Source organism: Flavobacterium sediminis (assembly GCF_003148385.1).
GTDB lineage: Bacteria > Bacteroidota > Bacteroidia > Flavobacteriales > Flavobacteriaceae > Flavobacterium > Flavobacterium sediminis.
This window is the reverse complement of the sequence record NZ_CP029463.1, coordinates 2792533-2819100: the sequence shown is the minus strand read 5'-3', so window position 1 is coordinate 2819100 and position 26568 is coordinate 2792533. Positions and strand designations below refer to the sequence as shown.

Below are 26568 nucleotides of genomic sequence, written 5' to 3'. Positions count from 1 at the left end.
ACATGATGTCACACAACATACAACTCAACACTATTGAAGAAGCGATCGAAGATATTCGCCAAGGAAAAGTCATTATTGTAGTAGATGATGAAGACCGTGAAAATGAAGGAGATTTTATTGCAGCAGCAGAAATGGTCTCTCCTGAAATGATCAACTTTATGGCCACTCATGGACGTGGATTAATTTGTGCTCCACTTACAGAAAGTCGTTGTAAAGAACTGGATTTACACCCGATGGTTACCAACAATACCGTATTGCACCAAACAGCATTTACCGTTTCTGTTGATTTGATCGGTAATGGCTGTACAACAGGGATTTCAGTTCATGACAGAGCCAAAACCATAAAATCATTAATTGAAGAAGATACAAAATCTGAAGATTTGGGTCGTCCCGGACATATTTTCCCTTTGATCGCCAAACAAGGTGGGGTTTTAAGACGAACCGGACATACTGAAGCCGCTGTTGATTTTGCCCGATTGGCCGGTCTGAAACCAGCCGGTATCTTGGTCGAAATTTTAAATGAAGACGGAACTATGGCTCGCTTGCCTCAATTAGTAGAAGTAGCTAAAAAATTTGATCTTAAATTAGTTTCTATTGAAGCTCTTGTTGCTTACCGCATGCAACACGATAGTTTAATCCAGAAGAAAGAAGACTTTGAAATCGAAACCCGCTTCGGAACATTCCGCTTAAGAGCCTATCTTCAAACCACTAACAAACAGGTACACCTTGCTTTAACAAAAGGCAACTGGACCAAAGGTGAAGAAGTTCTGACGCGTATCAATTCCACACAGGTCAATAACGACATCTTAGGCACATTGACAAACGATGCCGATAAGAAACTGGACGATATGTTCAATAAGATCAATGCTGAGGGAAAAGGAGCTATTATCTTTATCAATCAGGAATTACAATCCGGTAATCTTCTTCCGCGTTTAGCAGAACTAAAAGAATTACAGGAAAAAGGAATAATGAAAGCTCCTCAGGTTAAAATGGATGCTAAAGATTTCGGGATCGGCGCTCAGATCCTTCACGACTTAGACATTTCCAAACTTCGTTTTCTAAGTAACACCGAAGAACACCAGAAACGAGTGGGAATGATCGGTTACGGATTAGAAATCACAGAATATGTAAATTACTAAAAAGGTTAAAAGAACCAAAGTTTTATAGCTAAAGACGATACAGTTATCACTAAGAAAATTTTGATAACTCTATCGTCTTTTTTTACGGACCAACGACTCCCCACCCATGCTCCGGAAGTATTTCCTATCGCTAAAATTCCGGCTATACCATAATTTATTTTATGCTCCAGCGCAAAAACAATAACTGCACTTACTGTATACAAAGCCACCACAAAAACTTTCGTAACATTGGCCTGTAAAAGAGTTAACCCGTTAATGTAAGGTAAGATCACCAGCATTAAAAAACCTATACCGGCATTAATAAAGCCGCCGTAGATCCCTAAAAAGAAGAAAATGACCGTTGTTACCCATAGCGGCTTTCCTGTCACTTTAGCCACATAATCCTTATTGTATTTAACCGGATTGAAGATTGTGGTCAATAAAACCATGATCATCACCACGGCTAAAATTTTATTGAATACGACTCCACTGATGTCAGAAGCCAGTTTAGCCCCGATAAATGCACCCAAAAAAGCAGAAATACCGAGATACAAACTAAAAGGATACATTGAAACTCCTTTACTTTTAAATCCTCTTACAGCGGCAGTAGTTTGCGCTAGAATAGCGATTCTGTTCGTTCCGTTTGCAACAGAAGCCGGAAGTCCTAAAAAAATTAATGCCGGTAGTGTCAATAAAGTCCCTCCTCCGGCAATTGTATTCAAAAAGCCGGCAAGAAAACCAATGGGAATTAAGATCAGGTAAGAAAATTCGAAATGCATAATCTGTTACGAAGAGCTACAAAGGTACAGAAATACCGATTAGAATACTCCGTTTTACTAATTTGTTTTTTTATTTAAAAATCGTAAAAACTGATTATCAAACATTTAAAAAAAAGATTAAAAAAAAGTTAGTTTTTTTATCGAAAAACATTTTGAAACTAAAAAAAGCTTCCTATATTTGCACTCGCAATCACGAAATGATAGCGACTTACTGGAGAAATGGCAGAGTGGTCGAATGCGGCAGTCTTGAAAACTGTTGACTGTAACAGGTCCGGGGTTCGAATCCCTCTTTCTCCGCTGAAAAAATCCTAAACGGTAGCAAAACCCTGTAAATCTTATGATTTACAGGGTTTTTTCTTTTGCAGACATTCCAAATTATTCATTCAATCTTATTTAAATCGAGATAAAATCGAGACCCTAGAAAATTCAAAAATTAGGGTCTCGCTAAATTACCTCAACACCTACAAACATTGGGTTCAACGACTGGTTCAATAGCTTGTTCAGTCAGTAAACATCTTGTTTGATTTCAATTAGGAATTTAAATTGAGTAATAATTAATTGGTCACCACAATGAAAACAAAAATCACACTTCACTTTTATGCCAAAAGCACAAAAGCCAATGCAAATGGACTACTTCCAATTTATGTAAGACTAACAGTTGACGGGAAGCGACTTGAATTCAGTACCAAAAAGTTTGTAGAAAAATCAAAATGGTCAAGCGAATTAGCTAAAATGAAAGGTACAACAGATGAAGCTCGTTCAATCAATAGTTACCTTGATTTAATGAAATCAAAAGTATTAGATGCACAAATGGAACTGCTTCATCGAAACGAGACCCTATCTATAGAAAATTTCAAAAATAAGTTACTTGGTACTGAAGAACGTCAAAGAATGCTCGTTCCTATCTTCCAAGACCACAACAACAAAATAAAAGAATTAGTTGGTAAAGAATATGCTTCGGGTACATTAGAGCGTTATACGACATCACTCAAGCATACCATTGAATTTATGCAATGGAAATACAATATTTCAGATATCGATATTACAAAGATTGATCATGCTTTTATCTCCGATTACGAGTTTTGGCTAAGAAGTGTTAGAAACTGTGCTAATAACACGGCGGTTAAATACATCAAGAACTTCAATAAGATTATCAAGATATGTTTGGCTAATGATTGGCTCGATAAAAACCCATTTGCTAACTATAAATCAAAAGTAAAAGAAGTGGAACGAGTTTATTTATCCGAAGAAGAAGTTCAAGCTATAATTGAAAAAGAATTTAAAACAGAAAGACTATCCTTAGTTCGCGATATCTTCCTTTTTAGCTGCTTTACTGGTTTAGCTTACATAGATGTCAAAAACTTAACAAAGTCGCATATCAGCTTTGGTATTGATGGAGAGCAATGGATATTCACTCATAGACAAAAAACCGAAAGTGCTTCTAAAATTCCAATCCTTCCGGTTACACAAATGATAATCGATAAATACGAAAATCATCCGCAATGTATCAATGAAGATAAATTACTACCTATCCTATCGAACCAAAAAATGAACGCTTATTTAAAAGAAATAGCTGGAATTTGTGAAATTGAAAAAGAATTAACCTTTCACATTGCTCGGCATACTTTTGCAACGACTGTAACACTTACTAATGGAGTTCCTATTGAAAGCGTTAGCAAAATGCTTGGACACAAAAATTTAAGAACTACACAACATTATGCAAAAGTTTTAGATAGAAAGGTTGGTGAAGATATGAAGATATTGAGAGATAAATTATCGTTACAAATCACCTTAACTAAAACTTCTTAGAGTATTATGATCATTTTCTTTTTATAATATTTACAGTATTTGAAATTTTAATAAGCATATTATAATTTTAAATTACCTATTAGCCAATCTGTTTTCAAATTCTAAATGATTTATCAAAGTATAGCTTATACTTTACTTTAAAATAAACCTTGATACTTAATTAAATCTTTCATTTTTAAATCTTTCAATGTTAATTTTTTTAAAAAAACTTGGAAACTATTTTGGTTTATAAGTTTCCTTACTATATTTGCAAAAAAATAATTTATATGAAAGAACAAATTATAAGTAAAGCAAAAACGATGTTTTTGAAGTTAGGCTTCAAAAGTGTGACAATGGATGATATTGCAAGTGAAATTGGAATATCTAAAAAAACTATCTATAAATATTTTAGCAATAAAGATATTTTGATTGATTGTAGTATAGAGTTAGCACATGGAGAAGTGCAAGAAATCATAGCTAAAATTGAAGCACAAAATTTAAATGCTATAGAAGATAACTTTGAAATGAAAAGAATGTTCAGAGAGATGTTTAAAGGTGCGGATACATCACCACTTTATCAGCTTAAAAAACATTATCCTGATATCTATGAAAAAGTAAACATTGTACAAATTGATATTTTATCAAATTGTTTCCGAAAAAACATCATTAAAGGAATCAAGGAAGGATTATACAGAGCAGAAGTTGATATTGATGAATATGTGAAATTTTATCAAATTTTAATTTTTGATATTAACGAAAACTCATTATTAGAAAAAGACTCACATATACTGGGACAAAAAGCTCTTGAATATCATATTAGAGCACTAGCAACATTAGCTGGAATTATCGAATTAGAAAAACACCTTAAAAACCCAATTATATAAACAATGAAGAATACAATCCTTATAACCTTATTAACTTTTACACTGTCAGTAAGTGCTCAAGAAGTGGCACCACTAACATTAAAAGATGCTATAACTTTTGCGCTTGAAAACAAAGCAGAAGCTAAGAAAGCAAAACTAGAAGTAGAAAATAGCGAGTATAAAATTCAAGAAGTTCGTTCGAGAGCTTTACCGCAAATTTCGGCTAATGGAAGCATGACATACAATCCTATTCTTCAACTAAACGCTTTACCAGGCGATTTCTTTGGAGCTCCAGGAACAACAATTCTAGCACCACTTGGACAAAAATGGAATTCTGTGGCTGGTGTTTCTTTAAATCAAGCATTATTTGACCAATCGGTTTTTACAGGTTTAAAAGCAGCTAAATCTACAAGAGAATTTTACCAAATAAACGCTCAATTAACAGAAGAACAAGTTATCGAACGTGTTGCAAATGCCTATTATCAAGTATATGTGCAACAACAAAAACTTATTGTAGTTGATAACAATTTGAAAAACACAAACAAAGTAAAAGACATCATCAAAGGGCAATTTGAAAATGGTTTAGCTAAAAAAATTGATTACGATAGAATTACGGTTCGTGTAAACAATATCAATTCATTACGTCAGCAAATTTTAAATGTGATTTTGCTTCAAGAAAATGCGTTGAAATTTTATATGGGAATGCCGATGGAAAACAAAATCATCATTCCTAACACCGCTTTTGAAGTTACACCACAAGACTTATCATCAACAGCTGATGTTACTGGAAGAACCGAATATTTGTTACTTAAAAAACAAGAACAATTATTAACGTACCAAAAAAAGGCGGTTCAAGCGGCATATTATCCAACACTTTCATTAACTGGAAATTACAACTATATTGGTCAAGGTCCAGAAATGCCATTATTTGCAAAACCAGCTGATGGCGTTTATTGGTCAGACTTTTCTTCTATAGGATTAAGTTTAAGAGTTCCATTATTTACAGGATTTGGAACAAGAGCAAAAGTAAGACAAGCAAACAATGCATTAAGTTCGATAAAAGTAGATCTTGATGACACAAAATTAGCTTTGGATTTAGCATTTGACAATGCAAAAAAACAACTTGAAAACAGTTTGATTACCATCAACAATCAAAAAGAAAACGCGCAACTTGCTCAAGAAGTTTTTGATAATACCAACAACAATTACACACAAGGATTAGCTGCATTAACCGATTTATTAGATGCTGAAAACGCATTAGTTGAAGCACAAAACAATTATACTAGTGCTATTTTAGAATACAAATTAGCAGAAATTCAATTCATAAAATCAAAAGGAGAACTAAAAAACTTATTAAACCAATAATCAAATGAAAAAAATAATTTATATCGTTTTAGGTGTAGGATTAGCAGGAGCTGCTGTTGTAACTCTTATAAATAATAAAAAACAAAATGAAGCCGACACTGCAATTGTAGCTCAAGAAAATAGTAGTGTTGCGGTTCGTGTAGCTACAGTAGCAACAAACCCAGTTGAAGATAACTTTGTTGCTAACGGAAACTTCTCTCCTGATCAAGAATTGGAAATGGCAGCAGAGCGTTCAGGAAAAGTAATTTCGATTTTAGTAAAAGAAGGTGATAGAGTAGCAAAAGGACAAACTATTGCTATTATTAGAGGTGATGTTGTAAATATTGAAGCAGAAACAGCTAATGCTAATTATCAAAATGCTCTTAACGATTTCAATCGATTCGAAAGTGCTTACAAAACTGGAGGTGTTACAAAACAACAATTAGACCAAGCTAGAATCAACATGATTAACGCTAAATCTAGATTGACTCAAGCTAATATTAATGTGGGTGATACAAGAGTAAAAGCGCCTTTCGGAGGAATTATCAATAAAAAATTCATTGAAGTTGGAACTATTTTAAGCGCAATGCCTCCAACAAAAATGTTCGAAATTGTGAATACAAACTCGTTAAAACTGAAAGTAAATGTAAGTGAGCGTCAAGTAGCACAATTAAAAATTGGTTCAGTTGTAAAAGTAAAAGCAAGTGTTTTTCCTGATAAAGAATACACTGGAAAAGTAACTTTTATTGCTCCAAAAGCTGACACATCTTTAAACTTCCCTATTGAAGTGGCTATAACAAACAATCCTAATAATGAAATCAAAGCAGGAATGTATGGTTCTGTAGTTTTTGGTGCGCCAGAAGGAAAACAGCCTGAATTAATGACAATTCCAAGAAGTGCTTTTGTAGGAAGTGTAAGTAGCAACCAAGTGTATGTGGTGGAAAAAGACATCGCAGTAATGAAAAAAGTTGTGGCAGGAAGAGTGTTTGGCGACAAAGTTGAAATTCTGAGTGGCTTAAACAATGGAGACGTAGTAGTAACTAGCGGTCAAATTAACTTAAGTGATAGCACTAAAGTTTCTATTGTAAAATAATTAAAGACGCTTACTTAAAACCGATTATATGAAAATTGTAGATATATCAATTAAAAGACCTTCTATGGTTATCGTACTTTTTACGATACTATTATTAGGTGGACTATATAGTTATAAACAGTTGAGTTATGAGTTAATTCCAAAATTTGAGATTAACGTAGTTACCGTTTCAACTGTTTATCCTGGAGCTTCTCCAAGTGAAGTAGAAAATACCGTAACCAAGAAAATTGAGGATGCGGTTTCTACCATGGAGAACATCAAAAAATTAGAATCAAAGTCATACGAAAGTTTATCGGTAGTAATGATTACGCTAACTGCGGATGCCGATGCCGATTATTCTTTAAATGATGCTCAACGCAAAATCAATGCAGTTTTAAAAGACTTACCTGAAGATGTTGATCCACCTTCATTAAGTAAATTCTCTTTGAGTGATTTACCAATTATGACTATTGGAGCAACAGCAAGTATGGATGAAATTGCTTTTTACGACTTGTTAGATAAAAAAATTCAACCTATTGTTTCTCGTGTTCCAGGTGTGGCACAAGTTAACTTAGTAGGTGGTGAAGAAAGAGAAATTAAAGTAAGCTTAGATGCAACTAAATTACAAGGATTTGAATTATCAGTTCCTCAGGTGCAACAAGCTGTTTTATCTTCAAACTTAGATTTCCCTACAGGTAATATTAAAACTAGAGAAAACAGTACAACCATTCGTTTATCTGGAAAATATAAATCAGTTGAAGAGTTACGAAATTTAGTTGTTGCTTCAAACAATGGCGTTCAAGTACGTTTGGGTGATGTGGCCGATGTTCAAGATGCGCAAAAAGACGTAACTAAAATTTCAAGAATTAACGAGAAAGGATCAATTCTTTTACAAGTTATTAAACAATCAGATGCAAATGCCGTTGAAGTTAGTAAAAAAGTAAAAGAAGCAATTGCTAAAATTGAACAAGATTATGCAAAATCAAACTTAAAATTAAAAGTTGCAAACGATAGTAGTGAATTTACCTTAACTGCTGCTGATAATGTAATGCACGATTTATTTCTTGCTATCTTTTTAGTTGCATTTGTAATGTTATTCTTCTTACACAGTTTACGTAATGCTGCTATCGTAATGGTATCGATTCCAGCTTCGTTGATTGCTACTTTTATTGGAATTTCATTAATGGGATACACGCTAAACTTAATGAGTTTACTTGGTCTATCGTTAGTAGTGGGAATCTTAGTAGACGACGCGATTGTAGTATTAGAGAACATTCACCGTCACATGGAAATGGGTAAAAATAAAGTTCGCGCTGCTTACGATGGTGCGGCTGAAATTGGATTCACTGTTACAGCAATTACTTTAGTTATCGTGGTGGTATTCTTACCAATTGCCATGAGTACCGGATTAGTTTCTAACATCATTACGCAATTTTGTGTTACAGTAATTATTGCTACATTATTGTCGTTATTGGCTTCCTTTACTATTGTGCCTTGGTTATTCTCACGTTACGGAAAATTAGAACATTTAAATAAAGAATCGTTTTTTGGGAAAATTATTCTAGGCTTTGAAAACTACCTAGATAAATTCACTCACAAAGTAACAGACATTTTAACTTGGTCTTTAAATTACAAAAAAACAACGTTAGCAATCGTTACTGTTATTTTCTTTGGTTCAATTTTCGGATTATTAGGAGGTGGATTTATTGGTGGTGAGTTCTTCTCTAAAACCGATAAAGGTGAATTCTTAGTTCAAATTGAAATGCCAAAAGATGTTTCTGTTGAGCAAACCAATTTTATGACTCAAAAAGCGGAAGCTTATCTAAAAAAAGATAAAAACATCGTTGATATGATTACCACAGTAGGTCAAACTAGTGATGGTATGGGAGCTACGCAATCTACTGCTTACAAAGCTGAAATTTTGATTTCTTTGGTTGAAAAAGCAAAACGTGATGACAACTCGTTTATATATGCGGCTAAAATCAAACGTCAGTTAGAAAAAGAATTGGTAGGAGCAAAAGTAAAAACTGTTCCTGTAGGATTATTGGGCGCAGATAAAGCACCAATTGCCTTAACGGTTACGGGGCCAAATTTTGATGATGTAATGTTATTTGCTCAAAAAGCAGCTGCTGAATTGAAAAAAGTTCCTGGAGCATCGGAAGTAAAATTGACTTCAGAAGCTGGAAATCCTGAAATTAAAGTTCAAGTTGACCGTGATAAAATGGCAGCATTAGGATTAAACCTTCAAACAGTTGGTCTAACTATGCAAACCGCTTTCAACGGAAATACTGATGGAAAATTTAGAGCCGGGGAATATGAATATGATATCAACATCAGATTCAATGAATATGATCGTTCTAATATTAATGATGTAAACAATCTAATTTTTGTTAACAACATGGGACAACAAATCAAATTATCTCAATTTGCAGAGGTTATTGAAAGTTCAGGTCCAAGTATGTTAGAAAGAAGAGACAAAAGTACTTCGGTTACTATTGAAGCACAATCTGTAGGTAAACCATCTGGTACTATTGCAACCGAATGGGAAACAGTATTCTCAAAAATGGAACGTCCAACAGGAGTTAATTATGTTTGGGGTGGAGATATGGAAAATCAAACTGAAGGTTTTGGTACTTTAGGAATTGCGTTACTTGCTGCTATTATTTTAGTTTACTTAGTAATGGTTGCCTTATATGATGACTTTGTAACACCTTTTGTAGTATTGTTTTCTATTCCATTATCATTTATTGGAGCGTTATTTGCTTTGGCATTAACTAATAATTCACTTAATATTTTCACCATTTTAGGTATTATTATGTTAATTGGATTAGTAACGAAAAACGCAATTTTATTGGTTGACTTTGCTAACCACAGAAAAGAAGCTGGAGAAACAACTTTCAAAGCTTTAGTACAAGCAAACCATGCACGTTTACGTCCAATCTTAATGACAACTATTGCCATGGTAATTGGAATGGTGCCTATTGCGCTTGCTAAAGGTGCTGCTGCCGAAATGAATAATGGTTTAGCGTGGGTAATTATTGGTGGTTTGATTTCCTCTTTATTCTTAACATTAATTGTTGTTCCTGTAGTTTACGCTATTGTTGACAGCATTAGAGTTAAACTTGGAAGAGATGTTAAAGTAGATTATGACTCATTAATGAAAGCTGATTATGTTCACAAAGAATTAAGTGAGGATGGTTTTACCCCGAAACATATGTAATAATACTTTAAATAATAAACTAACGAGAAGTATTTTCAATATTGCTCGTTAGTTTAAATTTGTTATGATGTAATTAACAGCTAACAGCTAACTTCATCTTTTAATTTGAATATTAACAAAATTTTATTTTTTTGTTTAGAACGATTAAACTTCATCATTGATTCAAATTAAAATAAATTCAAGTGATTTGAATACAATATTCCTTGATTTAGCTAAAAATAAAATTTGAAAATAATTCAACTTTACACCATAATTATAAAGTATTTAATAATATGAAAAATGTAAATTGGACAGCAGAAAACATTCCCCCTCAAAATGGGAAAACTATTTTAATTACTGGAGCAAACAGTGGACTTGGTTTTGAAGCAACAAAAGTATTGAGTAAAAAAGAGGCTCACATCATTATGACTGCGAGAAACTTGCAGAAAGGCAATGAAGCTCTAGAAGCAATTAAAAAAGAAAACCCAAGTGCGAAGTTACATTTAATGCAATTGGACTTGGCTGACTTTAATTCAATCCGAGAATTTTCAGATGAATTTCATTCCAAATATTCAAAACTTGATGTTTTGGTAAATAATGCCGGTGTTATGAATCCACCCAAAAGAGAAGTGACAAAACAGAATTTTGAAGTTCAATTTGGCACTAATCATTTAGGACATTTCTTACTCACCGGCTTGTTATTGGATATACTTAAATACACACCTAATTCAAGAATTTCGGTCCAAAGCAGCATCGTTCATAAAACGGAAAGTATGAAGCCTGATATTCATTTTGATGACTTGAACTTCGAAAAATCATATAATAGAGACCAAGCGTATGCTCAAAGCAAATTAGCTAATTTACTATTTGCTTATGAATTAGACAGACGTTTGAAAGCCAACAATTTCAAAACGATTGTAACTGCGGCTCATCCCGGCTATACAAAAACAAACCTGCAAGCAAATTCAGGATTTTTAATGTCGGTTATTTTGAATAACATTCTTGCCCAAAATGTTAAAATCGGAGTACTACCTATTCTACGAGCTGCAACAGAAGAAAATCTGAAGGGTGGTGAGTATTTCGGTCCAACTAAAACAATGGAAATGAAAGGATATCCTGAGCTAGTAAAATCAAGTGATAAATCTTATGACAAAGATTTGGCTAGAAAACTATGGGAAGTGTCCGAAAAATTAACAAATCATAATTATCAGTTTTAATTTACTCTTATATAAAAATGAAAACAAAAATTTGGTTTATTACAGGATGTTCAAAAGGTTTTGGTAAGGTTTGGGCTGAAGCTGCTTTAAAACGTGGTGATAAAGTAGCTGCTACAGCAAGAAACATTGACTCTTTAGCTTCATTAAAACAACAGTATGGTGACGAAGTACTGCTAGTTACTTTGGATGTAAATAATAGAGAAGCGTGTTTTTCAGCTGTTAACGAAGCGATTAACTATTTTGGAAAAATTGATATACTTGTTAACAATGCGGGATTTGGCCATTTTGGCTATGTTGAAGAAATATCTGAGAGTGAGGCTAGACAACAAATTGAAACCAATTTGTTTGGCTCACTATGGATGATTCAAGCTGTTTTACCCATCATGAGAAATCAAAAAAACGGTCATATTTTACAAGTATCTAGTATTGGAGGTATAATGGCTTTCCCAAGTTTGAGTATTTACCATGCATCTAAGTGGGCAGTAGAAGGTATTTGCGAATCAATGAATCAAGAAGTTGCTCAATTTGGTATTAAAACTACACTTATAGAACCAGCAGCTTATGCTACAGAATGGGCTACAGCTTCAGCAAGTTTTAGTGCACCAATAGAAGCCTACAATGGCATTAGAGAAGCCATGTTAGCTGCAAGAGGTAGTTTGAAAGCGGGTGACCCAAATGCAACTGCTGACGCTATTTTAAGAGTAGTAGATGCTGCTAATCCACCACTTAGGTTATTTCTAGGTAAATTACCGCTAATAATGATAGAGCCTACCTATAACAACAGATTGGAAACTTGGAAAGAATGGAACGAAATATCTGCAAACGCTGAATAACATATTATGAAAACAGGAAAAAAAATATTTCTCTATTTGTTAGTAGCATTTTACCTATTCATGGGGTTAATGCACTTTATACAACCCGAACAGTATTTTGCAATGATGCCATCGTGGTTACCAGCAAAAAAGATTTTAATAATTTTTAGCGGAATCGTTGAAATTGTTTTAGCGATACTTTTAATACCAATTAAAACAAGGGCAATTGCAGCAAAGTTCATAATTGCAATGTTGATTGTATTTTTATTTGCAATTCACATTCCTGAAAGCATAGGTTACTACAACACAGGTAATGAGAAGTTTGTTGCAAGCATCGTAAGACTACCTATTCAATTTCTGTTCATAGCTTGGGCTTGGATGTTTGCGAAAAAATAACACACAAAATAGAAATCTAAAGAATCAACAATGTTAACTCATACAAAGCGTTGTTGATTATAATTAAAATTGAACTATGGCAAAAATTGTAAATCATTTCGCTATAAACTCCATTTCAGAATTGCATCGTCTAATGGGATTGCCAAAACCTCTTCATCCGTTAATCAGTTTGATTAATATGGGTGATGTAGAATCATCTGAAAAAACAGAAGAACTACATTTTCTGCTTCATTTTTATGGCGTTTCCCTGAAAAAAAATGTAAGTGGTAAATTAAAATACGGACAGAACTACTATGACTTTGATGAAGGTGTATTGGCAATGACAGCACCAAAACAAATTTTATCAGTAAGCAGCGAAGATAAATACAAAGTCTTAGGATATTGGTTAGTTTTTCATGCTGACTTTATTTTAAATTATCCATTAGGAAAAGTTATAAAAAACTACGGCTTTTTTTCTTATGCAGTAAACGAAGCCCTACATCTTTCAGAAAAAGAAGAAAAAATGCTCGAAGGAATATTTAATAATATAGAGCAAGAATATCAGACATCAATAGATCAGTTTAGTCAAGATGTAATGGTTTCGCATCTTGAATTATTGTTGAATTATTGTAATCGTTTTTACAACAGACAATTTCTAACGAGAAAAAAAGCAGGAAATGACTTATTGAGCAAAATGGAAGAATTGCTTGATGACTATTTTAAAAAAGATAAACATATAGAATTAGGACTTCCAACAGTTCAATATTTTGCAGAAAAAATGAACGTTTCTTCCAATTATTTAAGTGATATGTTGAGAACACTCACAGGACAAAGTACACAACAGCATATTCACAACAAATTAATAGAAAAGGCAAAAGAAACATTAGTAACAACTAACTTATCTGTAAGTGAGATTGCGTATCAGCTAGGCTTTGAGCATCCGCAATCGTTTAGTAAATTATTTAAAAATAAAACCAAGGTAACACCCAAAGATTTCAGATCGACTTTTAATTAAATATAGTATGTTAAAACTTCAATTCACATTCATAGCATTAATTAGTGCTTCTATACTTTTGGCTCAAAATAATGACTCCATTTTAAAAGCTACCTTTAGTAAAAAAATTAAAGGAGAATTTCCTAAAACAAGAATGTTTAACCTCGAATACAATCTACAAGGACCAACGGCATTCACTTCAAAACTATTTGATGAGAACTTTAGTAAAGGTACAATTGATAGTCAGCGAGAAGTAAATTTTATTTCAAACATTCCATTATACAAAAACAAAAAATGGACATATACAGGCTCACTGAACTACAGGTTTAATGAGTTTGTTTTCTCTGATGTCGAAAATGTATCTAGTTCTACTAATTATACAAGTAACAAATATGAACAGTTTCACACCTTCGCTATAGTGTTAAGCACAACTTACACATCAAAATTATTTAACAAACCTTTCATCTATAATGGCAGTTTAATTTTGGATGGAGGTGAACAAGGTTTTGAAAGGATTAAAGGAATAATAGGAGCTTCAATAGTTCTAAAAGCCACTAAAAATAAAGTGTTCTCAATAGGTACGCTAGTTTTCATTGATCCAACGGCAATAATGCCTATTTTACCAATTATTAGTTATAATCAAAAGTTTGAAAATTCAAATTATGAACTAGACATATTTTTACCTCAACGACTTTTTTTTAGAAAAAACATAAGCCATTTTGCTCGTTTATCGTTAGGAAGTAGGTTAGCTCCCTCAGGATTTTATGTGTATAATGACGGAAGAAATATTCTGCTTCCAAACACATCAGAATACGCTCAAATCGAAGTGCAGTCAGGTCTTACTTACGAACATCTCCTTAATAAAAAGTGTATTATTACTATCAGTGGAGGAGTTTCATCTTTTATTACTTCTCGACTTACCGAAAAAGCCCAACCTATTAGGGAATATTATTATTCTAATCAACAAGAAGCAAAAGGATTTTTCAATATTGGACTTTCATATAACCCAGATTTAAGAAAGAAAAAGTAAGTTTTAATTAAAGTTATTTTAAATGCAAGATACGACCTCAATAGAAATCATAAAGTTTAAAATAGATCGCTTATGATTCTAAAATATATCATTTTAAAGAATAAAAACACGCCAATACTTTTTCCTAGGGAGCCATTCTCTCATTATGAAGTTGCTTATAGTCTTGGCGATGTGATATCAGCAGGTTTTTGCGTAATTCGTATTAAAGAAGAAAAATTACAAATTAAATGTTTTGGTGAATCATTAACATTGGCGATTAAATCAAATCCAAATGAAGATAAAGAAATAATTAAAAATTTTATAGCAAATAAATATTGAACACCAAGTCTATACTTTTATTAACAAAGTTAAACGAGCAATTAAATTTTACGGACATAGAAATTGATGACCCAATACAGAGAAGTGAAAATGCAGTTAATATCATTATCAATGCAGTTGAAAAATTAAAAATAATTTTTGAAAAGGAAAAGACAAAATCTCAAGAACAAGAAATTGATTTCTTTAAAAATATCAAGCCAAAATTCACATCAAAGCTAATTTATTATAATGCAATTTATAAGATTGAAACTAAGAAACCTCATGGTGGAGAACGTATCGTAAAAAAGTATATAAACAACGAGTTAGAAAAATTAAAACGCTATTTTGATAGCAATTTAGATTTCTATAGATATTATCGAACAGGAAGTAATTACTTAGATGTCAAATATTTCACCAGAGGAAAATTTGATATAAAGTTAGCGTTAGATAGCTTCTATTTCGAGGCAGACCATTCATTTTCAACATCTCACGATTTTAAAGTGGCTAAAATTATGGCTCACGATTTAATTCAAGTTTATTTGGAAGATATGCTATTAATGATAGAGAATAAAGAACCAAGAGAAAAATCACAAGTAAATCACAAGTTAAAGCAAAATTGGACAGGATCTAAAGTCGCTTTAACAGAACTTTTATACGCTTTGCATACCGAAGGTGTATTTAATAATGGAACATCTGATTTGAAAGATATAGCGGAGTATTTTGAAAATATATTTAATATTGATTTAGGTCAATACCATCGAGCTTTCCTTGAAATAAGAATGAGAAAATCAGATCAAACAAAATTCCTCAATTCTTTAAAAGAAACACTAATCAAACGTATGGAAAAGACAGACGATTTATAAGAACACAATTAAATACAATACTTTTTCGCAAAAGAAATCGCAACTTGTGGCTAAAACAATCCTTACTGTCTTTATTGAATAATAAAATTGAAATAGCGTAAGGACATAAAATGTATTTTTGTAAACTTTATTAGAGACTAGAGGTTTATTAATTAAGGACTGCATTAATTTTACCCCATAATTCATTGTCAAAACCAGATACTGCAAAATTTGGATTTGAAGGATCAGAAGCATCGCCCATTCTTATAACTACCATTTTTTTACTTGGAATAACATAAATACGTTGGTCACTTGCACCCATAGCAGCAAACATATCAGCAGGAGCGCTCGAAACAAGAGATCCTGGGTAAACCTCTTGACCACCAGGGATCATAGAACTAGCTTTGCCATTCAACCACCAAAAATAGCCGTAAGAAGGATTAATGTTTTGAGACGAATTTATACTCTCATTAAAAAAAGTTTCGTTTATGATGGTTTCATTATTCCACTTACCTTTGTTTAGTGCCAAAAGTCCAAATCTGGCCATGCTTCGGGTGTTGCTGTGGTATATTTTAAAGATTACACCATTGTTCCAAAAGCCATCCATACCAATTTTGTTTTTAATTTTGGCATTGAAATACGTTTCAAACTCTTGATTACTTGCATCAGCAACAACGTCCATTAATTTTTGGAATACATTGTGGTACGACCATCGGGTTCCAGCATCTGCTAAATAGGTTAAGTTTGATGGTATTACCAATTGATTCTGATCATTAAGACCCGATGTCATTGTTAGTAAATGCTTGGAATTTATTAAATTCTCTTTTGCCAAAGGAGCATTTGTCCAACCTTCGCCCAAATATTGAGAAACTTTTGTGTTATAATCTAATAAACCCTCTTGTTGGGCAATACCAGTAGTTGTTCCAACCAATGTTTTTCCGGCACTATTCCATTGCCATGTATCTGTTGCGGTATGACCATTAAAATATTCTTCCATGACTATTCTTCCATTTACAAGTATCATAAATGATTTTGTGTTTTTTTGAATTAGGTAGTCTTTTAAAGGTTGAATAGCATTTTGATTCCAATTCAAACTTGATATTGACTTGGTTTCCCAAGTAGAATTAGTATTGGGGGGAAATACATGGTTTCAGACGATGTTGGTTCAACTGCAGCAGCATCTTTACTACAACTTGAAATTAATAGCAATAGTAATATTGAAAATATAGTTATTGACTTCATATTTTTTAATTTATTGATTAGACACTGTATTTGCTAAATGGTTTAATGACACTATTATTATTATTCGAAGTTTTACTTTTTAATAATCACCAAAACTATTTACTATCAATTAAATTTTGTTCCGCCCATAGCACAATTGAGTTAAATACTTGGGTTAAGCTTTGTCCAAATTCTGTCAAAGAATACTCTACTCTTGGAGGAACTTCTTTATAATACTCTCTAAATATCAAACCATCTTTTTCTAATTCTTTTAGTTGTTCTGTTAGTACTTTTCTAGAAATACCGGCTATAGTAGCATCAATTTGTCCAAATCTTCGTGTACCCTTGGACAAGTAATATAAAATAGGAGCTTTCCACCTGCCACCAATTAATTCTAAAGTGGCGGTCACAGGGCAGTCAATTTTTTTTCCGTGTACTTTCATGGATAGTTACAATTAGGTTACTAGTTTTTAAAATTCAATAGTTACAAAAGTAATCTTTTATTAGTTACTTTGTGAAACAATTGAAAAAATAATAATAATTTAAACAGAGAAAAAATGATTTTAGTAACAGGTGCAACAGGGAATTTAGGCAAAGCAGTAGTAACCCAACTACTCAAAAAAACAGCAGCATCAAACATTGCTATATTGGCTAGAGATGCCCATAAAACAATCGATCTTAAAAAAGTTGGAGTTGAAATACGAATTAGTGATTTTGACAATCCATCTTCTTTACTAAAAGCATTAAAAGGAATCGACCAAGTGCTGTTAATTTCAGGAACAGATCCTATTAATCGCTTTCTACAACATAAAAACGTTGTTGATGCAGCTCTTAAAAATGGAATAAAAAGAATTGCTTACACAAGTATTGCCATGAATGATTTTTCAACATCGGCTAATCAATTTTTAATGCAAAGTCATTTTCAAACAGAAGACTACATACAAGCAAGCCAAGTAAATTATACCTTTTATCGCAACAACTTATATGCCGATACAATTTTGATGTTTGCTGGCGAAAATCCATTTGAAACAGGTATTAGTCTACCAACGGGGCATGGAAAAGTTGGTTTTGCATTACGTAGAGAAATTGGCGAAGCTATTGCAAATGATTTAGTAATTTGCGAAAGTGGCAATAGAATTTATCAAATGACAGGTTCTCAATCATACTCATATTCAGACATAGCTTTTGAGCTTTCTAAAATATCCGGTAGTGATGTATTTTATAACGATTTGAAAGCAAACGAATACAAAGAAATTTTAAAAAAATATGAAATTCCCGAAGAGTATATCCAAATGTATAGTGCGTTTACAGAAGATATTATAAGCAACCAACACGATATAGTTAGCTCAGATTTAGAAAAATTATTAGGGCGAAAACCAATTCAGTTCTCTGATGCATTAAAGGAGTTGTACAATCTAAAGTAACTAAATTAATTAATTTTTAAAATAGCTGATCAAATCCGTTTTATCTTTGGGTTGATAATCTTTTTACAAACAGTTTTGATTGAATACTCCATCAAATCAAGAATAGTATAGAGATAAAACGGGTTTTGACAGGCTCAAAAGTTACAGCAAATAATCATACAAAAGAAGTTATTGACCATACAAACTTTGGGAAGAGTAAAAACTACCTAACATCAGAATTAATTTAATATGAACTTGTAATGATGTATTTGTTGTCTTAGCATTTGAATAATTCTCACTAAAAAATAAATCAATAATCTCTATTAAAAAAGTTGAAAAGTAAAACAATCAAAGCCATAAATAAACACCTTACAGCCCTATTATTCAGTATTATAAAAACCCTAAAGTGATTGGTAGTATATTCATTATAGTATGATAGTACAACTATACAAACAGCAATTAATTATTAAAAATTAAAGACCAAAAACAAAAATCACAAGTCAATCACAAGTTGAAACAAAACTGAACTGATTCTAAAGTGTTGTCAATAAAGCTTTTATATAGTTTGCACTCATAAGGTATATACAATAATGGCACATCAGATTAAAGGAAGTTGGAGAATATTTTGAAAACATATTTAATGTCTATTTAGGCCAGTACCACAAAACTTTCTTTTGAAATTAGAATAAAAAATCAGACCAAACAAAATTCCTCAATGCACTTAAAGAAAAATTAGTAAAACGATTGGGAAACACAGATGACTTTCTATAATATCAATAAATACAATGCTTTGAATAAAAATCATTCACAACTTGTGACTGACTTGTGATTTAAAACTATTCAAAAACTACAATTTTGTACCATAACAATCTAAAACATCAGTTATGGCAGTACAAATTATTACTATCGAAGATTTAAACGAATTCCGTAGTCTTCTTTTGAATGATATAAAAGAAATCATTCAATCCAAACCACAACAAACAAAACAGTGGCTCAAATCTAATGAAGTCCGTAAACTGTTAAACATTTCTTCAAGTACTTTACAAAACCTCCGTATCAATGGAACACTAACTTACACCAAAGTTGGTGGCATCATGTATTACGACAAAGCAGACATTGAAAAACTCCTTCACGGCAACAAGGTTAATGCAATTCCTACCCTCTTCAAGTAATGTCATCCCGATTAGCCTGTTTTGAGCGAAGTCGAAATGAAGCAATCTTTTCTAATCACTTTTCACTAATCACTAGTAAAATGAACTACATCAAACACCTAACTGGTTTTTTCATTCGTATCGCATCTGAAGAAACCATTTACCCAACACATATTAGTTTGTATTTAGCTTTATTCCAAAGTTGGAACGTCAATCGTTTCAAAAATCCAATTTCCATTTCTCGTGACGAAATGATGAAAGCCAGCCGAATAGCATCTAAAGCAACCTATCATAAATGTATAAAAGAATTACAAAACATGGGATTTATTGATTATTTGCCTTCATACAATCCGTATTCCGGTTCAGAAGTAATTCTACATGATTTATCAGATAGAAAAGCTGTCTTTAAAAATCAAACCAGTTCAATTATTGACCAAACCATACCAATAAATAACCAAGCTAATAGTAACGGTACTGAACAAGTCAATGAACCCAATATATATAATACTAATAAAACATCTAAAAACAATAAAAACATTTCTATAGATACCAATTCCAAAATTTTAAATGAAGAAAAGTTTTTAGAGTCTGAAAAAAAAGAGAAAAAAAGTTCCGCGAAAAAAAGAGAAATAGAAAATCCATCATTCGAGCAAGTCAAAGACTATTTCAAACAAGAAGAATTCTCAGAATTTGAAGCAGAACGATTTTACAATTATTACACTAGTAACGGTTGGCTTATTGGCGGTAAAACTAAAATGATAGATTGGCATGCAGCAGCTCGTAGCTGGATATTAAATACAGCCAAATTCACAATTAATCTTCCACAAAATCCACAAGCAAAAGAGCAACCACGAGCCAAACAATTACAAGTTACCGAAGATAAAAATTATGCAGAACCGCTTTAGTCATTGCGAGGTACGAAGCAATCAGCTAATCACTTTTTACTAATTACTAATCACTAGCTTAATGACTTCACAATACAATTATCCGGAAATCCTAACATGGTTAGAACAAAAAGCCAAACAAGATTATGGTTTAAATTTCCATTTCGTTGAAGAAGATTTGTCAAACATAACAAAACTAGTTGCTTATTTCTTGAAGGATGAAATAACTGCAAATCAATTCGGCTTAGACTTGTCAAAAGGGATTCTACTTTCTGGTCCTGTGGGTTCGGGTAAAACAACCTTGATGACCATAATGAAATACATCACCCAAAAAGAAAATAAGTTTTACATGCGAACCTGTCGCGATGTAAGTTTCGAATTCATTAAAGAAGGTTACGAAATAATTCACAAGTACAGTCGTGGAAGTTATTCCCAAACAGATTGTAAAAATTATTGTTTTGACGATTTAGGAGTAGAAAGCAATTTAAAATACTATGGTAATGAGTGTAATGTTATGGCAGAAATTATCCTTTCACGATATGATCTATTCATTTCCAAAAAAGTCATAACTCATATCACTACCAATCTTTCCGCTTCAGAAATCGAAACCATGTACGGCAACCGTCTTCGCTCAAGATTAAGAGCCATGCTCAACCTCATCGCATTTGATAAATCCACACAAGACAAACGCTAACCAAACACTACAACAATGAGAAAAATAAACATATTCTGGAATTGGTTCCAGGACAACAACCAAGCCATTAAGAATCTAAAAAACGAAACACCAATAAATAAAAAACAAATCTGCTATTGGTTGGATAAACAATTAGGCTACTACTCCAAAGATTTAGATTTCATGATAGTATTTCCAAAAAAACAAAACCAAAAAACAGAACTCATCATTACCGCAAATGGTAATCCGGACTACTTCAATCAAGTAGAAGAACTAATCAATAATGCACCAGTACTAAAACATTGGAAATTCACCGCATTCATACAACCAACATCCAACATTGACCAAATCATAAACGGTTTAGACGAACCCTACGTTTTTCAAGAAATTACAATCAAAACAAGCGAAATCAAATTCCTACCACTAAACTATGATGACAACATCAAAAAGCTAGATATAATCATTTACTTAAAAAACTACACCATCAACTGTAATACAAAAACATGGCAGCAAATCATCTACATCATCCTTCAGGATGTATTGGGTGAAAAATCATTATATCAAAACATAAACTTTGTCCAATTAGCACAATTATCAAACTCTACTGAAGAATTAATCGAATTATACGAATTGCAGTTTTATATTGATACAATTAATAAAAGTGATGTTTCATAGTTGAATAATCAGGTTTATCTTGATATTTCTGCTATGGAAAACAACCTATATCGTATATTGCGATTTGCGATATAAAGTATAGTTTAAGCTCACAATCAAAAAATAGATTCTAAAATAGTAAATACTTCAGATGATACTCATTAAGAAAAATAACAAGCAAAAATGTTTGTTATTTTATACAAAAATGTTAGTTTTGTTTATAATAATGAACATTTGTAAAAATGAGCAGAAAGAAACAAACAATATTTCCAAAGCATCTAATCATATTAGAACAGATGGGAGAAAATATAAAGTTAGCTAGAAAAAGACGTAAGTTAACAGCTGTACAAGTTGCTGAAAGAGCAGATATTGTGAGAACTACTTTATACCAAATAGAAAAAGGAAATCCTAGTGTAGCTATCGGAGCTTATTTTAATGTGCTCAGAGTATTAGGACTACAAGATGATTTTCTAAAACTAGGAGCAGATGATGAATTAGGTAGAAAATTACAAGATTTAGAACTATTAAAATAACTATAAAAGATAAATTAAACGTCAGTTCGAGTGATTTTCGCGTAATGCAATGGAGCGAAAATTGTATCGAGAACCTTTAATATTAAGAGAAAAATGTCCAACAACAAATTCGACATATACGTTTACGCTCATTGGGTAGGAATGCCCGAACCTCAACTCATCGGTACACTTTCGGCTCATTTTGCAAAAGGAAAGAAAGCCTTTAGTTTTGAATACGACAAACAATGGCTTAAATCCGGAAATCAATTCCTGCTAGATCCCGATATTCAATTGTATAGCGGACAGCAATTCCCAAACGGCAAAGAAAACTTCGGAGTCTTCCTAGACAGTATGCCTGACACTTGGGGTCGTACACTAATGAAACGAAGAGTAGCCCAACAAGCGAAAGAGAAGAATGAAAAAGCACCAACATTATACGATATTGATTACTTATTAGGCGTATATGATGAAAGTCGCATGGGAGCTTTACGATTCAAAACGGAAATTGATGGCCCATTTTTAGACAACAATAACGAAACACCTACACCACCATGGTCCTCAGTGAGAGAATTACAACAAGCAGCGAATAGTTTTGAAAATGATGATAACAATGAAGATGCTAAAAAATGGTTGGCCATATTAATGGCTCCAGGTTCTTCATTAGGAGGAGCAAGACCCAAAGCCAACATTTTAGACGAGAATAAAGAACTTTGGATTGCCAAATTTCCTTCAAAAAATGATACCATCGACAAAGCAGCTTGGGAATACCTAGTTTATCTATTAGCAATAAAGGCGGACATCAATATGGCACCTTGCAGAATAGAAAAGATTGCAGGGAATTATAATACATTTTTCACGAAACGTTTTGATCGCGAAAATGATGGACGCATTCATTTTGCTTCCGCTATGACCATGACCGGTAATAACGAAGACACCATTCGCGACAATACGGCTAGTTATTTAGATTTAGCGGAATTTATAAGTAATTATGGAGCAAATGTAGAAGAAAACTTGCACCAGTTATGGCGAAGAATAATCTTCAACATTGCCATTTCCAATACCGACGACCATTTACGAAATCACGGTTTCATTCTAACCGATGAAGGTTGGATTTTATCACCAGCCTACGACCTCAATCCATCAATCGACAAAGATGGTTTAGCACTAAATATCGATACCGATAACAATACTTTAGATTTTGAATTAGCTAAAGAGGTAGGTGAGTATTTTAGATTAAACAACGAACAAATGGAAGCTATAATCCATGAAGTTCAGGTAAGTGTAAGTCAATGGAAAGAAGTAGCAACAAAACTGGGGATTCCAAGAAGTGAACAGGAACTTATGGAAAAAGCTTTTATATAATAATCATCAATGCTTTATTTCATCTCCAAACCAAACACCATATTTTTGCCATTGTTCGTAAAAAATTATCCATTCTGTAATCCAAGGAATCATTTTGTATAAGGGAATAAAATTCAATGTTGGTCTGTCAAAAATTGGATGATATAAACACAAAGACATATCTCTATATAAATGAATTTCATTATTAAACTTAATTACTTTATCATTTATGAAAATTCTGTCATATCGGTATTGGTTGAACGGAGAATATGAGAGCAAAATTTCATAATTTTTACCCTCAACATTCAACGTTCCTTTTCCTATTAAAGATTTACTTTCAGTACTTATCTTTAAATCGATCCACTCAAAATATTTTTCTACTAATAGTTTCTCAATTAGTAAAAATGTATACCAATTTTTTTTATGCTCCGATTTAATATTTTCCTCCAAAATTGCGATGAGGTTCATTTTTTATTCCTTGATTTTGATTAATATTTCCTAAAGAATTTGTCAAAGCATTACCACTTACAATTAAGCCACTTGCTTTTGCAAAGCCATCAGAAGTTGATTTTGAAAATGTTTTAAACTGTTCATTCAATGATTGTTTATATACTCCTTCGCCAAATAATTTTATATAATCTTCTTTTCCAGTTTCAAATGATGTTTTAAGATTTTGCCATTTCTTATAAAAATCTGTAATGAAATTGTAAAAACTATCGTAATGTTTATTAGTCCATGAATCTGTAAAATCTTCTGCTGAATTTACAGGATTTAATATTTTGAACCTTTCTCTATTGTTTACAGATTCCAAATAATTATTTTTAATTTTTCTTGCTAAATTATCTATTGTTTCAAAAATTGAACTTTCACCTTGATAAAGTGTTGCTGCCAATGTTGTAATAACTACACTCGATACAGGATAGTCTTTATCTTGAAAATAAATATCACGATACCTTTTAAACAATTGAACCGCTCTTTGTAATGGTGTTTTTAAATATAATTCTTCTGGTAAAGGTTCTGTTTCTACTTTTGCTTCAAGTAATACAGTAGAATACTTACGAAGCATTGGCATTTCAACTGAATTAGCAATATTTAGAAACCAATTTGCAAATCCTTTTGGATTTCCCAGAGACCAATCTTTCATTGCTTTTTCAGGAATTTTAATATTTTCTTTATCAAAACCATTAGGCATACAAGCAGGTAAAATATCCATGTGAAAATCACTCTTATAGTTTAATCGTACACATCTTTTTTTCTTTTCCATTATGGTTTTATAGTAACTGTCTTTTTCTAAAGCTTTAACCAAAGCATTGTAAACTTTTTCCGGAGAATGATTGTAGAAAACATCATAAATATGTAAAACTGTATCTAAATCAAAATCTTCTTGATTTATTGGTTTTACCGTTGTTCCTATTCTCTTTGAACCTTGAGCATAAACCTCAATTTCCAAATCATTGAAAAAATCATCATCCTTTTTTAAAACTTCTGCAACAGCATTGAATGCTGTTTCCATTCGCTCTAACCTTGTTTTATCAAGCTGTAATTCTTGAGCAATTCTTGCCAATAGTTCTTCTCTCTGAAGAACGTAATCTTTAAAAATATCAATCATCATTAAAATCTTTTATTTATTATTAATTTTGTGTGTTGCCCTATTCGCGCAACTTGTTTTTCGTTTTCCATATATCGTAGTTGCTCAATGTTGTCACAATCAACAATAGCATAATCTTTATTTAGGTTCGAGCCAACCTTACCTAATTCAATTAAAGCTAGTTTTTGTTCTTCATTCGGAATTAATTCAAATACATCAAATACTAAAATTTCATAACAACTAAAAAAATCACTCCAAACCAAGTTTTTAGAAAATCTTCGTATGTGTTTATAGTTTATATTTTGAAAAATATTCGTGTCTAAAATATTTGTGTCTAACAATTCTTCTCTAAATTCTCTATTTGGGTTAATTTCTCTTTCCTGCATACTTTCAAACCAATTCATTACTTCGATTGTATACTTTCCTTTTACCATAAATCTTAAATCAGACGCACTTTTTTCATCTACATTTAATCCATTTTTATTATTATCGGGTTTATATTCCCACTTATTGAAAAGCGAGTCATCTCCATATCTTTTGTATGCACCACCAACAGGTTGCAATTGATTTTCAATTCGCCTGTTTTTCACAAGTAAATATTTGTTTGTATTCGGAATTTGAATTTTAAACAAGTAACTTATTGAAAATCGAATATCTTTATTTTTATAACTTCCTATTTTTGTTTTAAAATAAGTTGTTAAATTGTTTCTGTTTTCCCAAACAATTGTAGCGCCTTTGCTTAGTATTGGTTTTAGCAGTGTTGTTAATAGTTCAGCCATTAGTAATATAATTTTAATTTAAAATAGGGGCGTTTCACCCCAACTCGTTTTTTAATTTGATTTTGATAATGCAGATATGCCAATTAGTACAAACATTGCAAAAGCACCAATCGCTAATAATTTTGCGTTTGAACCTTTTGCATGAATGCAGCTATTTTTATAGCATAAACTCACATCATCATTTGAAATAGATAAATTATTTGTCATTTCAATGAAATTTAATTACGTTCTTCATTTTGGGTAGAAAAACTTAACCCAGTACTATTAAGAAGTACCATTACTTTTCTTTTCTAACTCCTTTGAATGGTTCTGGACTTGATGTTTTTACATCAATAAATCTTCCAGTTTCGGTATCCCTTTTAGTCCATAATCCAGTAACTGGATTTTGAATTTGAGATCGTTCTCTAACCATTCCTTTTCTTGAATTGTCTTTTGGTGGATTAGTCGCCATTGTTTTACAATTTTTTAATTAAACATATTCTTTCAACTTCTCGACATGAAAGATTTGACGAGCGTAATCACTTTTACGTATACTAATTCCATTAGGTTAAATTATTTAACAAAATTTTATTAACTTCGTTTTTATAGTATAAGTGCGCCTCAATCATATACTAATTCCATTACTAACGCTT

28 protein-coding genes and 1 tRNA gene are annotated in these 26568 nt (G+C 32.1%); 21 read left to right on the top strand and 8 right to left on the bottom strand.

Translation table 11 applies throughout. The features are described 5' to 3' along the window. Positions 1–2: 2 nt before the first annotated feature. Positions 3–1139: a 3,4-dihydroxy-2-butanone-4-phosphate synthase gene (gene ribB / locus DI487_RS13005; protein ID WP_109570022.1), complete on the top strand. Its 1137-nt coding sequence runs from the start codon at positions 3–5 to the stop codon at positions 1137–1139. A gap of 5 nt (positions 1140–1144) precedes the next feature. On the opposite strand, the gene DI487_RS13000 is transcribed toward ribB, so the two are convergent. After that, positions 1145–1897, bottom strand: coding sequence for a sulfite exporter TauE/SafE family protein (locus DI487_RS13000; RefSeq protein WP_109570021.1), 753 nt, complete (start codon positions 1895–1897; stop codon positions 1145–1147). Positions 1898–2110: 213 nt separating this feature from the next. On the opposite strand from DI487_RS13000, the gene DI487_RS12995 reads away from it, so the two are divergent. The 13 genes from DI487_RS12995 (at position 2111) to DI487_RS12935 (ending at position 15751) form a co-directional block, all read left to right on the top strand. Continuing rightward, a tRNA-Ser gene (locus DI487_RS12995) sits at positions 2111–2194 on the top strand. Between the two features lie 273 nt (positions 2195–2467). Then, a complete protein-coding gene (locus DI487_RS12990; RefSeq protein WP_109570020.1) occupies positions 2468–3706 on the top strand; it encodes a site-specific integrase in 1239 nt (412 codons plus the stop codon). 266 nt (positions 3707–3972) lie between these two features. After that, a complete protein-coding gene (locus DI487_RS12985; protein WP_109570019.1) occupies positions 3973–4569 on the top strand; it encodes a TetR/AcrR family transcriptional regulator in 597 nt (198 codons plus the stop codon). Between the two features lie 3 nt (positions 4570–4572). Beyond that, complete coding sequence (locus DI487_RS12980) at positions 4573–5913, top strand: TolC family protein (protein WP_109570018.1); 1341 nt, start codon at positions 4573–4575, stop codon at positions 5911–5913. Positions 5914–5917: 4 nt separating this feature from the next. Further along, complete coding sequence (locus DI487_RS12975; RefSeq protein ID WP_109570017.1) at positions 5918–6985, top strand: efflux RND transporter periplasmic adaptor subunit; 1068 nt, start codon at positions 5918–5920, stop codon at positions 6983–6985. A gap of 28 nt (positions 6986–7013) precedes the next feature. Beyond that, the gene (locus DI487_RS12970; protein ID WP_109570016.1) at positions 7014–10184 is read left to right on the top strand and encodes an efflux RND transporter permease subunit; all 3171 of its coding nucleotides are present in this window, start codon (positions 7014–7016) and stop codon (positions 10182–10184) included. Positions 10185–10456: 272 nt separating this feature from the next. After that, positions 10457–11380, top strand: a complete 924-nt coding sequence (locus DI487_RS12965) for an oxidoreductase (RefSeq protein ID WP_109570015.1) — start codon at positions 10457–10459, stop codon at positions 11378–11380. A 17-nt stretch (positions 11381–11397) separates the two neighbouring features. Continuing rightward, entirely contained in the window at positions 11398–12213 is an 816-nt protein-coding gene (locus tag DI487_RS12960; RefSeq protein WP_109570014.1) for an SDR family NAD(P)-dependent oxidoreductase, read from the top strand. A 6-nt stretch (positions 12214–12219) separates the two neighbouring features. Next, entirely contained in the window at positions 12220–12588 is a 369-nt protein-coding gene (locus tag DI487_RS12955) for a DoxX family protein (protein ID WP_109570013.1), read from the top strand. Between the two features lie 76 nt (positions 12589–12664). Further along, the gene (locus DI487_RS12950; protein WP_026726497.1) at positions 12665–13582 is read left to right on the top strand and encodes a helix-turn-helix domain-containing protein; all 918 of its coding nucleotides are present in this window, start codon (positions 12665–12667) and stop codon (positions 13580–13582) included. A gap of 7 nt (positions 13583–13589) precedes the next feature. Then, positions 13590–14591: a DUF6268 family outer membrane beta-barrel protein gene (locus DI487_RS12945; protein ID WP_026726498.1), complete on the top strand. Its 1002-nt coding sequence runs from the start codon at positions 13590–13592 to the stop codon at positions 14589–14591. A 72-nt stretch (positions 14592–14663) separates the two neighbouring features. Next, positions 14664–14909, top strand: a complete 246-nt coding sequence (locus tag DI487_RS12940; RefSeq protein ID WP_026726499.1) for a hypothetical protein — start codon at positions 14664–14666, stop codon at positions 14907–14909. Then, the gene (locus tag DI487_RS12935; protein ID WP_109570012.1) at positions 14906–15751 is read left to right on the top strand and encodes an RteC domain-containing protein; all 846 of its coding nucleotides are present in this window, start codon (positions 14906–14908) and stop codon (positions 15749–15751) included. The genes DI487_RS12940 and DI487_RS12935 overlap by 4 nt, the downstream gene beginning before the upstream one ends. Positions 15752–15899: 148 nt before the next feature. On the opposite strand, the gene DI487_RS12930 is transcribed toward DI487_RS12935, so the two are convergent. Continuing rightward, positions 15900–16823, bottom strand: coding sequence for a serine hydrolase domain-containing protein (locus DI487_RS12930; RefSeq protein WP_317046220.1), 924 nt, complete (start codon positions 16821–16823; stop codon positions 15900–15902). A 244-nt stretch (positions 16824–17067) separates the two neighbouring features. Then, positions 17068–17394: a winged helix-turn-helix transcriptional regulator gene (locus tag DI487_RS12925; RefSeq protein ID WP_109570011.1), complete on the bottom strand. Its 327-nt coding sequence runs from the start codon at positions 17392–17394 to the stop codon at positions 17068–17070. A gap of 114 nt (positions 17395–17508) precedes the next feature. Between DI487_RS12925 and DI487_RS12920 the strand changes: the two genes are divergently transcribed. From DI487_RS12920 to DI487_RS12890, 7 genes are all read left to right on the top strand, one after another. After that, positions 17509–18375, top strand: coding sequence for an SDR family oxidoreductase (locus tag DI487_RS12920; protein WP_109570010.1), 867 nt, complete (start codon positions 17509–17511; stop codon positions 18373–18375). 863 nt (positions 18376–19238) lie between these two features. Continuing rightward, the gene (locus DI487_RS12915) at positions 19239–19526 is read left to right on the top strand and encodes a helix-turn-helix domain-containing protein (RefSeq protein WP_109570009.1); all 288 of its coding nucleotides are present in this window, start codon (positions 19239–19241) and stop codon (positions 19524–19526) included. Between the two features lie 80 nt (positions 19527–19606). After that, the gene (locus DI487_RS12910; RefSeq protein ID WP_109570008.1) at positions 19607–20410 is read left to right on the top strand and encodes a transcriptional regulator; all 804 of its coding nucleotides are present in this window, start codon (positions 19607–19609) and stop codon (positions 20408–20410) included. 61 nt (positions 20411–20471) lie between these two features. Then, positions 20472–21083: a P-loop NTPase family protein gene (locus DI487_RS12905; protein ID WP_109570007.1), complete on the top strand. Its 612-nt coding sequence runs from the start codon at positions 20472–20474 to the stop codon at positions 21081–21083. Between the two features lie 15 nt (positions 21084–21098). Beyond that, entirely contained in the window at positions 21099–21737 is a 639-nt protein-coding gene (locus DI487_RS12900) for a hypothetical protein (protein WP_109570006.1), read from the top strand. Between the two features lie 221 nt (positions 21738–21958). Further along, positions 21959–22249 carry a helix-turn-helix domain-containing protein gene (locus tag DI487_RS12895; protein WP_109570005.1) on the top strand — a complete coding sequence of 97 codons (291 nt, stop codon included), beginning with the start codon at positions 21959–21961 and terminating at the stop codon, positions 22247–22249. Between the two features lie 93 nt (positions 22250–22342). After that, positions 22343–23590, top strand: coding sequence for a type II toxin-antitoxin system HipA family toxin (locus DI487_RS12890; protein WP_109570004.1), 1248 nt, complete (start codon positions 22343–22345; stop codon positions 23588–23590). Between the two features lie 6 nt (positions 23591–23596). On the opposite strand, the gene DI487_RS12885 is transcribed toward DI487_RS12890, so the two are convergent. From DI487_RS12885 to DI487_RS16090, 5 genes are all read right to left on the bottom strand, one after another. Next, the gene (locus tag DI487_RS12885) at positions 23597–24037 is read right to left on the bottom strand and encodes a hypothetical protein (protein ID WP_109570003.1); all 441 of its coding nucleotides are present in this window, start codon (positions 24035–24037) and stop codon (positions 23597–23599) included. Then, complete coding sequence (locus tag DI487_RS12880; protein ID WP_146193470.1) at positions 24003–25181, bottom strand: nucleotidyltransferase domain-containing protein; 1179 nt, start codon at positions 25179–25181, stop codon at positions 24003–24005. The genes DI487_RS12885 and DI487_RS12880 overlap by 35 nt, the downstream gene beginning before the upstream one ends. After that, entirely contained in the window at positions 25181–25936 is a 756-nt protein-coding gene (locus tag DI487_RS12875) for an SMODS-associated NUDIX domain-containing protein (protein ID WP_109570001.1), read from the bottom strand. Before DI487_RS12875 ends, DI487_RS12880 begins: the two co-directional genes overlap by 1 nt. Positions 25937–25987: 51 nt before the next feature. Continuing rightward, a complete protein-coding gene (locus DI487_RS16095; protein WP_170108210.1) occupies positions 25988–26143 on the bottom strand; it encodes a hypothetical protein in 156 nt (51 codons plus the stop codon). Between the two features lie 70 nt (positions 26144–26213). Further along, a complete protein-coding gene (locus tag DI487_RS16090; protein WP_170108209.1) occupies positions 26214–26387 on the bottom strand; it encodes a hypothetical protein in 174 nt (57 codons plus the stop codon). Positions 26388–26568: the final 181 nt, after the last annotated feature.